Source organism: Pseudomonas sp. Ma2-10, assembly GCF_054330215.1.
In genome coordinates, this window is the sequence record NZ_JBTEYL010000030.1 from 13,247 (window position 1) to 28,110 (window position 14,864).

The following is a 14,864-nucleotide window of genomic DNA, read 5'->3' on the forward strand; positions in this document are numbered from 1 at the left end:
AATTAGATATTTATCTGTAAGCGGAGACATGTATGACTCGCATTGATAAGTTTATATCGTCACTTGTGCTGTGTTCGTCTGCAGGCTTGGTTCACGCTGCTGACGTGGTTATCGGAGTGCCGAACTGGCCTACTGCGGCAGCCCAAAGCTATATCTTGAAAGAGGTGATCGAGGAAAATATTGGGCTGGATGTCGAAATGCAAAACGGCACCAACTCAGTTATTTTCGAAGGTATGGACCGAGGCAGCATGCATGTGCATCCAGAGGTGTGGATGCCAAACCAAAAAAATCTGCATGATAAATATGTAGTAGAAAGAAAGACGGTGGTGGAAAATCCTAATGGGATTTTGGCTACTCAGGGGATGTGTGTAACTAAGGAAACCTCTGAAAAGTACAACATCAAAAAGATCTCTGATCTGACTAATCCTGATATTGCAGCATTGTTCGATCGCGATGGAGATGGTCTCGGCGAAATGTGGATCGGAGAGCCTTCGGCTGCTTCCGGTCCAGTCGAGCGGGTGAGAGCAAAAAGCTACGGCTATGACCAAACATTTACCCTTCAGGAGGTAGATGTTGCGCTTCATCTGGCGGCACTTGATAGCTCGGTAAAGACGCATAAGCCTTATGTGTTCTTCTGCTACGCGCCTCAGCATTTGTTTACAATGTATGAGTTAGTCAAGCTTGAAGAACCCGCTCATAACGCTGCTACTTGGCACGTATTGCAACCCACGGAAGATCCAAACTGGTTGGCTAAGTCCAATGCTGATAGCGGCTGGCCTGATGCATTTCTGAACTTGAACTATGCCAAGTCTCTGGAGAAGGATCAGCCATTGGCTGCTGCACTGCTTAAGAACTTTAAGCTCACGGCTGAGCAGTTGAACGCTATTAGCTATTCGATGGCGGTTGATAAGTTGGATCCGGCGGTTTTTGCCAAAACATGGGTTAAAGACAATAGTGCTGTAGTTGATTCATGGCTGCATGACTAAGGTTGGGCTAATCATTATTTATTGCACGAAAGTGCATATAAGTAAGCTGGTTCACTGCTGAGGCTAGTAGCCTGTACGGTTGGTTGATTAACTAGATCTCGCTGTTTGTGGTTCTCAGGCAACACGCGGCTCCTCACCGGCTTCGGTGAGGAGCAGCAAACGAGTACCGTGGGCCTCAAGCGTTGAAATTAACTAGTTGAACTGGCCATGCAGGCTGTTAGTGGCGGTCATATTTATCTAAGATTATTTATTTTTAGATGATGACTGTTTTCAAGTGCAGGGTTGGAGGGTTAGTCTGGTGTGTATGTTGTAAGTTTCGTTAAGGGTGCTCTGATAAAGCCAATTGCCAAAAAATGCAGAGCAGTAACCAAACGAGTTGTATGCCTGTTTTTTTGAAAAGCAGGGGCTTTTTCAGAGTTCATTTAAGTTTTAATTTGGCAAATTTAAGTCGTTAACTGCTGAGTGATTTACACGCTTAGATAGCCAAATGTTTAACCATTGGTTCCACAGGTTTGTAGGAGGTTTGTGTATGAAGGTTCTGGTTGGTGTTAAACGCGTAATTGACCACAACGTTAAGGTCAGGGTTAAAGCAGACGGATCTGCAGTGGATCTAGAGAACATCAAAATGGCAATAAATCCATTTGATGAAATCGCAGTAGAGCAGGCGGTTAGGCTAAAGGAAGCCGGTATTGCCGATGAGGTAATAGTGGTTTCCATAGGCCCGGATAAGGTTCAAGAAACCTTACGCCAGGCTTTAGCCATAGGCGCTGATCGGGCAATCCACGTTCCATACCCTGATAGCACCGAACCACTCTCTGTGGCCAAGCTCTTTAAAGCCTTAGTGGCGAAAGAGGACATTCAGTTAGTGATGCTAGGCAAGCAGGCAATTGATGATGATTGCAACCAGACTGGACAAATGCTGGCAGCACTGTTGGCTTGGCCTCAAGGCACTTTCGCTTCTGGCTTAAAGGTCAGTGCTGAGAAGATTGAGGTGGTGCGTGAAGTTGATAATGGGCTGGAAACGCTAGCGCTTGCTATGCCTGCGGTGGTCACCGTGGATCTACGCCTTAACGAGCCGCGTTATGCCTCGTTACCTTCCATCATGAAGGCGAAGAAAAAGCCACTGGAACAGATTACGGCCAATGAGTTAGGCGTTGACTTGAGCCCGCGTCTTGAGTTGGTGTCTGTAGTCGAGACGCCGAGCCGCCAGGCTGGCGGGGTACTTGTGACTACTGCCGCAGAATTAGTGGCGAAACTGAAAACCGAAGCGGCAGTGATTTAAGGAGTCGTAATATGTCCATCCTCGTTATTGTCGACCACGACAACGCTGCCATTGCAGCGGCCACATTTAACACGCTCGGTGCTGCACAGCAGATCGGCGGTGATATCGACGTGCTGGTGATGGGGCACGCGTGCGCCCCGGTCAGCCAGGCGGCTGCGGCCATTGCAGGGGTACGCCGGGTCATCACCGTCGACGCAGAACAGTTTAAGCAACCAGTGGCCGAAGACATGGCGCCATTGTTGCGAGATTGTGCTGAGGGCTACACCCATCTGCTTGCACCGGCCAATAACTTTGGCAAAAACCTCATGCCGCGGGTTGCCGCCTTACTGGATGTGGCACAAATTTCCGATATCAGCGCTGTGATCGATGCAAATACGTTTGAGCGGCCTATCTATGCTGGCAACGTAATAGCTACCTATCGCAGCCATGAGTCCATCAAGGTAATCACCGTACGCAGCACTAAGTTCGAGTCTATGGCCGCCACTGGTGGCGCCGCAGAACAGTTGACTATGCAGGCGCCCATGCCACAGCAGCAAGCCAGTGTGCTGGGCCGGTCAGAGGCAAAGTCAGGCGGGCCAGAACTGTCAACTGCACGCGTTGTGGTATCCGGCGGACGTGGAATGGGCAGCGGTGAGAACTTTGTTCTCCTTGATAAAGTTGCCAGCAAACTGGGTGCTGCGGTTGGCGCCTCCCGTGCTGCAGTAGATGCCGGCTTTGTGCCGAACGATTACCAGGTTGGCCAGACTGGCAAAGTGGTTGCACCAGAGCTCTACATAGCGGTTGGCATTTCCGGGGCAATCCAGCACCTGGCTGGGATGAAAGACTCCAAGGTGATTGTTGCAATAAATAAAGACCCCGATGCGCCGATCTTTCAAGTGGCCGATTACGGCATCGTTGGTGACCTCTTCGAAGTCATGCCGCAGCTCGAAGCTGCCCTCTAATTCATACAGTGTTGGAGTTAAAAGAGATTAATTATGAAAAATAAACCCTCGTATATTCTCAAAGTCTCTTGCCCTGGACGTGTTGGTATTGTTGCAGCGATCGGTAACTTCATGGCAGATCGGGGTTGCTTCATCAAGGAACTTCACCAATACGATGATCTGGACACAGGGCGTTTTTTTTCGACCATTGAGTTCGTCTTTGAAGGCAATGGCACATTCAGCGTCGAACAGTTGAAGGCGGCCTTCGAGGTGACGGCGCTGCGTTTCGAGATGGATTGGGAAATTCACAACGCCGCCGATCGCGCCAAGGTGCTGATCATGGTGTCCAAGTACGACCACTGCCTGCGTGACCTGCTCTACCGCCGTGCCACCGGTGAACTGCCGATCGACATCACCGCCATCGTCTCCAATCACGAAGACCTGCGGGCGATGGCCGAGCATGAGGGCATCGAGTACATCCACCTGCCGGTGACCAAGGAAAACAAGCCGGAGCAGGAAGCCCGCTTACTGGAAATCGTCGAAAGCACCGGCACCGAGTTAGTGGTGCTGGCGCGCTATATGCAAGTGCTGTCCGATTCGCTGAGCAAGCAACTGGCTGGTCGCTGCATCAACATTCACCACTCCTTCCTGCCGGGCTTCAAGGGCGCTAAACCCTATTACCAGGCCTACGACCGTGGCGTGAAATTGATCGGCGCAACCGCGCACTACGTCACCGGCGACCTCGACGAGGGTCCGATCATCGAGCAGATGGTTGACCGCGTGAACCACTCCCATGATGCGTTGCGCTTAACCCAGATTGGACGTGACATGGAAGCCCAGGCCTTGGCCCGTGCCGTGAAATATCACGTGTCCCATCGCGTATTCCAAAACGGGCTGCGTACCGTCGTTTTCTACAGCTGAGGAGTGGCATTGATGAATGATCCGAAAACCATAGTCTGGCGAGATTATTCGCATCCTGTGAGTATTGACGGTAAAGCCTTTGCCGAAAAACTACGCACCGAAGTAGCCTCGGGAGCGGCCGATTTTAGTGCAGTAGCAGGGCGCCAGCCAGGTTTGGCAGTGGTGTTGGTGGGCAGCGATCCGGCCAGTCAGGTTTATGTGCGTACCAAGATGCGTCAGGCCGCTGAGGCCGGCATCGCGTCCTTTCCTCACCTGCTTGAGGTTGGCACTAGTGAAGCTGAATTGCTGACTCTGATTGACGCGCTGAACCGCGATGACAGCGTCGACGGCATCTTGGTGCAGCTGCCTCTGCCGGCACAGATTAACGAGACGGCAGTGATTGAGGCGATCGAGCCGGCCAAGGATGTCGACGGCTTCCATCCCTACAATGTGGGGCGCTTAAGCGGTGGTAACCCGGTGATGGTGCCCTGCACCCCACTGGGTTGTCTGCTGCTGTTGCAAGACCGCCTCGGTGATCTGTCCGGCTTAAAAGCGGTAGTGGTTGGGCGATCCAATATCGTCGGTAAACCGATGGGGCAATTGCTGCTCAATGCCAACTGTACGGTGACCACGGTGCACTCGCGCAGCCGCAATTTGCTTGAGGAGTGTCGCCAGGCTGACATTCTGGTGGTCGCGGTCGGCCGGCCAGGGATGATTGGCGCTGAACACATCAAGCCCGGGGCCACAGTGCTGGATGTGGGTATCAACAGGGTCGAGGATGCGCAGGGCAAGGTGAGTCTGGTCGGCGATGTCGACTTCGCCGCGGCAGCAGTTGTCGCTAGCGGACTGACCCCGGTGCCCGGTGGCATCGGCCCGATGACGGTAGCCTGTCTGTTGCGCAACACCCTGGCGGCTGCGCGGCAGCGTTCGACTAATCACTGATACATATTTACAACAAGGTAAATGCAATGAGCCAGATTGCCCGCGAAGCCATGGAGTTTGACGTTGTCATAGTCGGTGCAGGCCCATCGGGGTTGAGCGCCGCCTGCAAACTGATGCAGCAGGCACAAGCGACAGGGCAGGAGTTGAGTGTCTGTGTGGTCGAGAAGGGCTCCGAGGTTGGCGCTCACATCCTCTCGGGGGCAATTCTGGAAACGCGTGCGCTCGATGAGTTATTTCCCGATTGGGCAGAGCGGGGTGCACCGCTGAACACCCCGGTGGTGCAAGACCAGGTGCTGCTGCTGCCGAATCAGCAACGTACCCTGAAGTTACCCAACTGGATGGTGCCCAAGACCCTGCATAACAGCGGTAATTACATCATCAGCCTGGGCAACCTCTGCCGTTGGCTGGCCGAGCAGGCCGAAGCGCTGGGCGTCGAGATTTTCCCAGGCTTCGCCGCGAGTGAAGTGCTCTATCGCGAGGATGGATCGGTCAAGGGCATCGCCACCGGCGACATGGGCGTGGGGCGCAACGGCGAGCCCAACGACGCGTTCATGCCGGGGATGGAGTTGCATGCCAAGTACACCCTGTTCGCCGAGGGCTGCCGCGGCCACTTGGGCAAGACGCTCTATCAGCGGTTCGAGCTGGATCGTGATGCCGATAGCCAGCACTACGGCTTGGGCATCAAGGAACTGTGGGACATCGACCCGAGCAAGCACCGCCCCGGTCTGGTCGTGCATGGCACAGGCTGGCCGCTCAGCGATGGCACCTCGGGCGGATTCTTTCTCTACCATGGCGACAATAGCCAGGTCGTCGCCGGTCTGATCGTCGACCTGAACTACTCGAACCCGCACCTCAACCCGTTCGATGAGTTCCAGCGGCTCAAGCACCACCCGGCGCTGGCCCAGTACCTGGAAGGCGGCAAGCGGGTTGCCTATGGTGCGCGGGCCATCACCAAGGGTGGTTTCAATGCCCTGCCGAAAATGACCTTCCCAGGCGGCCTGCTGATCGGTTGCAACGCCGGCACCCTGAATTTCGCCAAGATCAAGGGCACTCACACGGCAATGAAGTCGGGTTTGCTGGCCGCCGAGGTGATCTTCGAGGCATTGAGCCAGGGCGATGCAGGCGGCAACGAGTTGCTGGCCTACACTGAACGTTTCAAGGCCTCGTGGCTGTATGAGGAGCTGTATAGCAGCCGCAACTTCGGTCCGGCGCTGCACAAGTTCGGTCCACTGCTCGGTGGTGCCTTCAACTTCATCGACCAGAACTTGTTCGGCGGCAAGCTGCCGGTCCGCCTGCGTGACAATGTGCCTGACCATGCACAGATGAAGGAGGCGGCGCTCTGTCAGCAGATTGTCTACCCTAAACCGGATGGCGTGCTCAGCTTCGACAAGTTGTCGTCGGTGTTCCTCTCCAACACCAACCATGTTGAAGATCAGCCCTGCCACCTGCAGTTGCTGGACCCGGCGATACCGATGCAGCACAACCTGCCGCGTTTCCACGAACCGGCCCAGCGCTACTGCCCGGCGGGCGTATATGAGGTGATTCAGGAGGAGGCCGGTAAGCGCTTCCAGATCAATGCGCAGAACTGCCTGCATTGCAAAACGTGCGACATCAAGGACCCCGCCCAGAACATTCGCTGGGTAGCTCCGGAAGGCGGCGGCGGCCCCAGCTACCCAAACATGTAAGCGTTTATAACAACAAAGAGGGCAATCATGATGATCACAATTAATACGCTTGTTGCGACATTAGTGTTTTCTGTAATCAGTAGTATGAGCTGTGCGTTTACGATTGAAAAAGAAATCCGCAAGAATATGCAGAAGAGTAGGTTGTGAGGAACGCAAATTTAGTGGGTGCCTGGCTCGCCCAGCAATAATCATTAACACGATTTTGGTTGGCCATGGGTGTTGCGGTTTTGATCTGTTAGTGATGGTTGTCGTGGGTCAGAGTGGCAGTAGCCAATATGCAGTCGAAAGATTACGGCGGCGCCGAAAGGATAGGAGTACTGAGCATGCAAGCAGACGTTATTAGCTTAGATGGGGTTTGGAAGATCTTCGGCCAGAACCCATCAGAGGCCATGAAGGCTATCAATGAAGAGGGCCTTGATAAAGCAAGTGTGCTGAGCCGATTTGCTTGCGTAGTGGGAATTTCCAATGTTTCCTTTACGGTACAGTGCGGCGAAATATTTTGCATTATGGGACTATCGGGTAGTGGTAAGTCGACGCTGATTCGTCACTTAAACCGTCTCATAGAACCTACGGCTGGCACCATTAAGGTGCTGGGTCAGGATATGTCAGCGTTATCTCATAACGAGTTGCGAAATATCCGCGCCAAGCATATCGGTATGGTCTTTCAGCATATGGCGCTGCTGCCACATCGGAGCGTGCTCGATAACGTCGCCTTTCCTCTAGAGGTTCAGGGCATACCCAAATTCAAACGCTGGGAGATCTCGCAGCGCGCCCTGTCCCTGGTGAACCTTGGGGGCTACGAGGACTACTTTCCCGCACAGCTTTCTGGTGGCATGCAGCAGCGCGTTGGGCTTGCACGAGCGTTGGCTAGTGATCCAGAAGTACTTCTGATGGACGAACCCTTTAGTGCGCTCGACCCTCTAATCCGTCGAGAGCTGCAAAACCAGTTTGTTTCATTGACCAAGACGCTTAAGAAGACCACAGTCTTCATTACGCATGATCTCGATGAGGCTATCCGGATTGGAGACCGTATTGCGATCATGAAGGATGGACAGCTGGTTCAGGTGGGCACACCGGAGCAGATAGTGATGCACCCAGAAGATGAATATGTGGCTGAATTCGTCAAGGACATTTCTAACCTGAAGCTTATTAGTGCCCGCTCCATCATGCAGGATGTCAATAGCATTATCCTGCCTGCCGGTATGAATACTGCCCAGTCACCACGAGTCAATGAACACACCTCTCTAGAAAAGTTAATTGATATTGCGACCTCTTCAGAGCTGCCAATAATTGTTACTGATGCCGAGGGTGTGGATATTGGGATAGTCAGCAAAGATACTCTGTTGTTGGGCATCAGAGGAGGTAATAACAATGACGGCTAATCAGCAAAAAAATATAGCTGTTGATCTGGGTAATTCCGCCGAGCATTTTGCCGGGAGGAATGGAAGCTATTATGCTAATCAATTCATAAAGATCCAGTCCCGCAATGGTATACCGTTAACATTTAACATTTATGCAGCCTTGCTGGGGCCATTCTGGGCTGCTGCTCGTAATCTGTGGGGCTTGTTCTGGTTGAGCGCCATTGCCAATCTATTAGCTCTGGTCCAGCTAGGAAAAGGGTTATGGGGGGAGTTGGGCGCTGACCAGCTGGCACGCGCGGCGCGTTTGACTACGAAGTCGCAAGAAATGGCCATAAAAGCACAGACCGCCTTCGACTCAGGCGCTAGCAATGCAGAGTCCTTACAGCGCACTTCCGATAACCTACAACGTGCTGCTGAGAGGGCCATAGAAGCTGCCAGTGCGGCTGCGTCGGGAGCGAGCCAATTTTTGTTGTGGGGTTCACTTGGTCTGCTGGCGATCATCGTGCTCCAGGGCTTTCTGGCCAATCCGGCATACGAGAAGAAGTATTGTCGGTGGCGCATTAATAAAGCTGAGCCAAGCGGTTTCAGCCTGACGAGTCTGCTGTTTGGCGTCGCCGTGTTAGCAATGATTTATCCATTGACCTTGTACCGCTACACAGTTGAGAAGCCGGTAAAATGGCTGATCAAGTTCCCGAGCGATCAATCCGTTTACTCATCAATCTCTAATTGGATGGATGCGAGCTTTGATTTCGTCGCGTTAAAAGGCGCCAGTTTTTTTGATGGGATAACGAGTGCTATCAGTTTGCTGCTCGATACCCTCGAAGTGATATTGGTAGATACACCCTGGCCGGTAACGATGATGGTGATACTGGTCATGGCTTGGCGTCTGGCTGGTCCGAGAGTCGCGATATTTACCCTCGCTGCCTTGGCCTACCTAGCGTTTCTGGGCTTTTGGGAAAAAAGCATGTCAACGGTTGCGTTGTTGGGGGCGGCAGCGACCATCTGCGTGCTGATCGGGGTACCGTTAGGCATATGGTGCGCGAAAAATCGTTATGTTTACGCCACGACCGAACCGGCACTTGATTTTATGCAAACCATGCCGGCCTTTGTTTATCTGATTCCTATCATCGCGTTTTTTGGGACAGGTAAGCCGCCAGGCATTTTGGCAACCATCATATTCGGCCTTCCGCCGGTGGTGCGCTTAACTGCCTTAGGCATTAAACAAGTACCGGCCACCATAGTAGAAGGGGCAATAGCCTTTGGCTGTACCCGACGCAAACTTCTGTTTGATGTTGAGATTCCTCTCGCTATGCCAAATATCATGACAGGGGTTAATCAGACAATTTTGATGTGCCTGTCAATGGTAGTGATCGCCTCGCTCATCGGCGCCGAAGGGCTGGGTTCAGACGTGTTAATGGCTTTGCAGTACGCAGCAAAGGGGCAGGGTCTGTTGGCCGGTATTGCCATTCTACTTTGTGCCATGGTCATTGATCGTATCGTGCAGGGTCAATTTAAGAAAAAAGTGTAGGGAGTCAGACGACTACTACCTAACGATTGCTGACGTAGAGTTTCAAGGTGAAACCTAGAAACTCTACGTAATTGGTATGTATGAGGATTTGTCATTCGATAGTATAAGCAGGCTTTATATTTCATTGGTCTCGATTATGCCTTTGCAATGAATTGATGTTTTTGCGTTGGTATAACATTACGATGTAACGTTTCTTCATTGGAGGTTGTATGAGTTTTGCAAAGTCTGTACTGGAGCAGCTTATCGCCAGGAAATCCGGCTTCAGCTTGCCTCAACAATTTTACACCGACCCTGAAATCTTTCGTTTGGAGATGGAGTTAATTTTTGCACGAAGTTGGCTGCCGTGGCACACACGTGCGAAGTCCCTAAGGCTGGGGATTATGTCACGGTAAATATAGGCAAGGATTCAGTATTGATTGTGCGCAACAAAGAACATGGTATTAATGCTTTTTTTAATACGTGCCGGCATAGAGGTTCCGTGCTATGTACTCAGGCTAGAGGAAGTGCTCCTAAGATTGTCTGTCCATACCATCAGTGGACGTATGAATTAGACGGTCAGCTTATTTTTGCTCGTGAAATGGGTAGTGATTTTGACAAGGAGGATTTTCCATTAAATAAGGTTAATGTCAGGGTGGTAGGCGGGACTGTTTATGTTTGTCTCAGCGATAGTCCGCCGGAATTTTCTGATTACGCTAGTACAATTGAACCCTATATTACGCCTCATGGTATGGATGATTTGAAAGTGGCTGCCGAAATCTCGATTGTCGAGCAAGGCAACTGGAAACTGGTTTGGGAAAATAATCGTGAGTGCTATCACTGTCAGGTTGGGCATCCTTCATTACTACGAAGCCTGCCCGAAACGGATGACCCCAATGATCCGGTCACTACGCCTGCAGCTAAAAAACATATGGAGAGTGCTTTTATTGAGTGGGATGCAAAACAACTGCCATATCGTGCAGTGAACACGAATGCTTGGCGGATTGCTCGAATGCCTCTCGTAAAGGGCACTATTTCTATGACAATGGACGGCCAACCGGCTGTGAAAAATCATCGGTTGGGTACTTTGCCAAATGTTGACGTAGGCACGTTGCGTAATATGCATCTGCCGAATGTCTGGTTATATTATCAGGCAGATCACTGCATTTCCTTTAGGGTGCTGCCGATTGGGCCTCAACAAACTCAATTGACGTGTAAGTGGTTGGTCCCGAAAGATGCTGTAGAGGGGATTGATTATGATCTTGACAACTTAACAAAGGTTTGGCGTGAAACGAACGATGAAGATCGTAGTTTCGTTGAGCGTAATCAGTTGGGTATCAATACACGCGCTTATAAACCAGGTCCATACTCGCCTACAGCAGAGTTTGGTGTAAAAGGGTTTATTGATTGGTACGCGGATACGATGGAACAAAACTCTCTCTAAACTGCTTTTTATTAGCGGCGCACTGAAGAGGCCTGATCGCTAAGGTTGTTATATGACGATTATTTGTCATTAAGTAATCGTCTCTATTGCGAGGTGGGCTTGTTCAGGTACTTGTTGGGAGTTATGGTCATTGTCAATGGTCGACAACTCAGGGTGTGATGGAGGTGATTCACACCTTGAATTGTCAGTTACACTTGAATAGGGTTAACGTCATGAATGTATCTGTTCTGGATGAGTCTGTAGATAAAAATAAGTTCTGGAGTGGAGGGCAGGAATTAGAATGTGTGATGGTAATGCCAGAAACACTAAGCGCCAAGACCTTTTTCTTCAAGGCCGCAGAAGGGCAGTTGTTTAATTACATACCAGGACAGTTCATTACTATTGAGGTACCTACGGAGAATGGTATTCTTCGCCGGTCATATACGCTATCTACTACTCCGTCTAGGCCTCTTTCTATCGGCATCACAATAAAACGAAATCCAGAGGGTCAAGGAGGTAGTGCCTGGTTGTTGGACAACCTTAAGTTGGGCGACCGTATAAACGCTTATGGTCCGTCTGGTATTTTTTCCTGCCAGACTCATCCAGCAAAAAAATACTTGTTTATAACCGCTGGCTCGGGTATTACCCCAACTATCTCTATGTTGCGCTGGCTTTACGATTATAGTGTTCATACAGATATTATTTTCATTCATTGTGCGTCACGGCCTTCTGAAATACTTTTTCGCGATGAGGTCGAGCATATGTCTAAGCGCGACCCTGATATTAAAGTAAACTGGATAGTCAAAGATACCGACCGTTATGATGTTTGGACAGGGTGTCAGGGGCGATTTAATCAAATTATGTTGGAATTAATAGCTCAGGACTTTGCTTCGCGAGAAGTGTTTTGTTGCGGTTCTGAGAGTTTTATGCGGGGGGGGTGAGGGACATTCTTCATGCTGAAGAATTTGACATGACTCATTATCATGAGGAGAGCTTCGGTGCCCCGATATTTACGGAGCAGGATAGCCCGATTCGTGATGATGTAATTCCTGCTGATGACGAATCAGCACAGATTTATTTTTCCTCTCTAGGTTTGGAGGTGACGTGTAAAGAGACTGACACGATATTTACGGTCGCAAAGGAAGCGGGGGTCGATATACCGTCGGCATGTATGTTCGGTGTGTGTGGGAGTTGCAAGATAAAGAAAGTGTCCGGGGAAGTCCATATGATACATAATGGCGGGATTTCTGATCATGATGTTGAGTCGGGATATATTTTGGCTTGCTGTTCTCGTGCGATAGGTCGAGTCGTGCTTGAAATCTAGTTGTTCTACCTTCAACCAATTTACGACAAAATTTATAATTAACTGATGAAGTTGAACATGTGTCTAAGCGAAATCATGATATAAAAATTAGCTGGGTCATCAGGGGCACAGATCGTTACGATGTATGGACTGGTTTTCAAGGGCGTTTGAATCACCTTGTGCTGGAATTAATAGCGCCTGACTTTGCTTCGCGAAAAATATTATGTTGCGGTTCGGGTGGATTCATGCGAAGTGTGCGTGACATTCTTCACTTTGAGTATTTAGATTTGGCTCACTATCTCAAGTGTTAAGATCATCCAGGATGCTAGGTCGACAACACCGTTGGTCGAGCCATGCTGCGCACGCCGAAAAAGGAGGGGAGCACAGTATATTTGCTCTTGCTTAATAGGTAAGCGAACTTCACGAACAGTCCACTAGCTCTTCTTTTGCCAGCACGAAAAATACCGTGCATTGGTCTTGGTCGGCCTGTGCTAGCTCCTCAAAAAAAATAACTAGGGCGATTACTGCTATGAGTATTAAAACCAAGTTGCTGACGAGTTTTCTGGTTGCAACCCTGGTTCCTGTCCTGATCGTGGCGTTGTTGACCATTCGCAACGTGACGGAGCAGGCCAAGACCCACTTCCTCGAGTCGAGCAGCCTGGACGTGCAACTGGTGGACAATACCTTCGCCACCTTCTTCGACTCGGTTGGCCATACAGTCGCCGCATTGGCGGACTATCCCGCAGTCAGGGACACCGACGGCGGTGAGCTGAGCACCTATTTTGGCGCGGCACAAAAGCCTGGCCAGGTAGCCACTGCCAAGGGTGGTCGCGAGAAGCAAATATTCGATTACTTTTCCAGTATCGGTAACAACAACCCGACCTTCGGCTATGTCTATATGGGCGATGCCGAGGGTGCTTATGTGGAATGGCCGGGTACCGGTGATTACGGCGAGTTTGATACGCGTAAGCGCCCTTGGTACAGCATCGGTAAAGACGCCAGCTTCAAGTTGGCGCGCCGCGACGGCTACTACTGGAAGCCGGACGACGCGGTCTATGTTTCGGTGATCAAGGGCTTCAAGGACAAGGCTGGAAATTTTGCCGGGGTGGTGGCGGCGGACGTGTCGCTCAAGGCCCTCACCGACATGACCCAGAAGATCCGCTTCGGCGATACCGGCTTCTTCATGCTGGTGGAGAGCAGCGGTACCTTGTTGGTGGACGGCCACCAGCCGGAGAACAACTTCAAGAAGCTTGGCGAGCTGCAAGATGCCTACTTCGCGACCATCAACAATACCCAGAATGGCCTGATCGAGGTGAGCATCGATGGGGTCGACTATATGGCCAACGTCTACACCTCGCCGCAACTGGGCTGGAAATTTATCGGCTTCAAGCAGACCGCCGAAATCTACGCCAGCGCCCATGAGCTGACCTGGTTGACCCTGTTCGTCTGCGTGGTGCTGGTGCTGCTATTTGGCATCGCCGGAGTGATCATCGCCAACCGTATCGTCACCCCGATCAACCTGGTCAAGGAGGGGCTGCGCACCATCGCCCAGGGTGAGGGCGACCTGACTAGCCGCCTGGCCCTGCTCGGCAAGGATGAAACCGGTGAGCTGGCCAGATGGTTCAATCAGTTCATCGAGTCGACCCAGTCCATGATCAAGGTGATCAAGGATAACGCCATCAGCATGCATGGCGTCTCCAGCCACACCAATGAACGCACCACGGCCATGTCGGCCAGCCTGCAGCGCCAGCTGAGTGCGGTGGAGCAGATCGTCACGGCGGTGACCGAGATGTCCTCGGCGGCCAACGAAGTGGCGCAGACCTGTGTAAGAACCGCCGATGTCTCGGAACAGGGTCTGGCGGCGACTCGCAGTGGCAAGGAAGTGATCAGCCGCAGTGCGGCCGGGGTCAACAACCTGGGTGCCAGCATCCAGGATTCCAGCAAGGTGATCCAGGAACTGGAGCGTGAGACGGTCAACATCAACAACATCCTCTCGACCATCCAGCAGATCGCCGAGCAGACCAACCTGCTGGCCTTGAACGCCGCCATTGAGGCCGCCCGAGCGGGCGAGCAGGGGCGAGGGTTCGCGGTGGTGGCGGACGAGGTGCGCAACCTGGCCAAGCGCACCCAGGATTCCACCGGGCAGATCAACCATATCCTCAATCTGCTGGTCAGCCGTATCAAGGAAGTGACGGTGACCATGGATCACAGCCTGTCTGAGTCCAGCAAGGCCATTGAACTGTCCGGCGAGGTCATGAGCGCTTTCGAGAATATTGAAAGCGCGGTACAGATGATCCGCGACATGACCATGCAGATCGCCACCGCCACCGAAGAGCAACATCTGGTCGCTGAAGATATCAACCAGAATGTCGTCGCCATCAACGAGGCGGTGAATCAGGTCTCCAGCCAGGCCATGGAGGTGGAGCAGTACTCCCGCGAACAGAGCGACCTGAGCAGCGAGCTGAAACAACTGGTGGCGCGCTTTCGCACCGAATAGTGCGTGGCTGCCGGCGGCAGGGGTTCCACGCCAGACGTTCGCACGCAGAACCGCAGGCCCA

11 protein-coding genes and 2 pseudogenes are annotated in these 14,864 nt (G+C 51.8%); all 13 read left to right on the forward strand.

Annotated features, from left to right (window positions below; translation table 11 throughout):
- Positions 1–32: 32 nt before the first annotated feature.
- Positions 33–986 (forward strand): ABC transporter substrate-binding protein, encoded by a 954-nt coding sequence (locus tag ACXPVS_RS24495; protein ID WP_458512202.1) that lies wholly within the window; start codon positions 33–35, stop codon positions 984–986.
- A 529-nt stretch (positions 987–1,515) separates the two neighbouring features.
- Positions 1,516–2,268 (forward strand): electron transfer flavoprotein subunit beta/FixA family protein, encoded by a 753-nt coding sequence (locus tag ACXPVS_RS24500; RefSeq protein WP_458512203.1) that lies wholly within the window; start codon positions 1,516–1,518, stop codon positions 2,266–2,268.
- An 11-nt stretch (positions 2,269–2,279) separates the two neighbouring features.
- Positions 2,280–3,209: an electron transfer flavoprotein subunit alpha/FixB family protein gene (locus tag ACXPVS_RS24505; RefSeq protein ID WP_458512204.1), complete on the forward strand. Its 930-nt coding sequence runs from the start codon at positions 2,280–2,282 to the stop codon at positions 3,207–3,209.
- Positions 3,210–3,239: 30 nt separating this feature from the next.
- The gene (purU, locus tag ACXPVS_RS24510) at positions 3,240–4,109 is read left to right on the forward strand and encodes a formyltetrahydrofolate deformylase (protein ID WP_458512240.1); all 870 of its coding nucleotides are present in this window, start codon (positions 3,240–3,242) and stop codon (positions 4,107–4,109) included.
- A 12-nt stretch (positions 4,110–4,121) separates the two neighbouring features.
- On the forward strand, positions 4,122–5,030 hold the full coding sequence (gene folD, locus ACXPVS_RS24515; protein WP_458512205.1) for a bifunctional methylenetetrahydrofolate dehydrogenase/methenyltetrahydrofolate cyclohydrolase FolD: 909 nt from the start codon (positions 4,122–4,124) through the stop codon (positions 5,028–5,030).
- Between the two features lie 35 nt (positions 5,031–5,065).
- Entirely contained in the window at positions 5,066–6,715 is a 1,650-nt protein-coding gene (locus ACXPVS_RS24520) for an electron transfer flavoprotein-ubiquinone oxidoreductase (RefSeq protein WP_458512241.1), read from the forward strand.
- A gap of 323 nt (positions 6,716–7,038) precedes the next feature.
- On the forward strand, positions 7,039–8,097 hold the full coding sequence (locus ACXPVS_RS24525; protein WP_458512206.1) for a quaternary amine ABC transporter ATP-binding protein: 1,059 nt from the start codon (positions 7,039–7,041) through the stop codon (positions 8,095–8,097).
- Complete coding sequence (locus ACXPVS_RS24530) at positions 8,087–9,604, forward strand: ABC transporter permease (protein ID WP_458512207.1); 1,518 nt, start codon at positions 8,087–8,089, stop codon at positions 9,602–9,604. The genes ACXPVS_RS24525 and ACXPVS_RS24530 overlap by 11 nt, the downstream gene beginning before the upstream one ends.
- A 343-nt stretch (positions 9,605–9,947) precedes the next feature.
- Entirely contained in the window at positions 9,948–11,024 is a 1,077-nt protein-coding gene (locus tag ACXPVS_RS24535) for an aromatic ring-hydroxylating dioxygenase subunit alpha (protein ID WP_458512208.1), read from the forward strand.
- A gap of 212 nt (positions 11,025–11,236) precedes the next feature.
- The gene (locus ACXPVS_RS24540) at positions 11,237–11,944 is read left to right on the forward strand and encodes an FAD-binding oxidoreductase (RefSeq protein WP_458512209.1); all 708 of its coding nucleotides are present in this window, start codon (positions 11,237–11,239) and stop codon (positions 11,942–11,944) included.
- A gap of 29 nt (positions 11,945–11,973) precedes the next feature.
- A complete protein-coding gene (locus tag ACXPVS_RS24545) occupies positions 11,974–12,327 on the forward strand; it encodes a 2Fe-2S iron-sulfur cluster-binding protein (RefSeq protein WP_458512210.1) in 354 nt (117 codons plus the stop codon).
- Between the two features lie 508 nt (positions 12,328–12,835).
- A pseudogene (locus ACXPVS_RS24550) lies at positions 12,836–13,939 on the forward strand (cache domain-containing protein); the annotation flags it as partial.
- Between the two features lie 342 nt (positions 13,940–14,281).
- A pseudogene (locus ACXPVS_RS24555) lies at positions 14,282–14,803 on the forward strand (methyl-accepting chemotaxis protein); the annotation flags it as partial.
- Positions 14,804–14,864 lie beyond the last annotated feature (61 nt).

What these genes read in the sequence shown, in the direction of transcription:
- ACXPVS_RS24505 (WP_458512204.1), top strand. Translation starts at nt 2,280, where the DNA reads ATGTCCATCCTCGTTATTGTCGACCACGACAACGCTGCCATTGCAGCG.
- ACXPVS_RS24530 (WP_458512207.1), top strand. Translation starts at nt 8,087, where the DNA reads ATGACGGCTAATCAGCAAAAAAATATAGCTGTTGATCTGGGTAATTCC.
- ACXPVS_RS24545 (WP_458512210.1), top strand. Translation starts at nt 11,974, where the DNA reads ATGACTCATTATCATGAGGAGAGCTTCGGTGCCCCGATATTTACGGAG.
- folD (WP_458512205.1), top strand. Translation starts at nt 4,122, where the DNA reads ATGAATGATCCGAAAACCATAGTCTGGCGAGATTATTCGCATCCTGTG.
- ACXPVS_RS24525 (WP_458512206.1), top strand. Translation starts at nt 7,039, where the DNA reads ATGCAAGCAGACGTTATTAGCTTAGATGGGGTTTGGAAGATCTTCGGC.
- ACXPVS_RS24495 (WP_458512202.1), top strand. Translation starts at nt 33, where the DNA reads ATGACTCGCATTGATAAGTTTATATCGTCACTTGTGCTGTGTTCGTCT.
- ACXPVS_RS24540 (WP_458512209.1), top strand. Translation starts at nt 11,237, where the DNA reads ATGAATGTATCTGTTCTGGATGAGTCTGTAGATAAAAATAAGTTCTGG.
- ACXPVS_RS24500 (WP_458512203.1), top strand. Translation starts at nt 1,516, where the DNA reads ATGAAGGTTCTGGTTGGTGTTAAACGCGTAATTGACCACAACGTTAAG.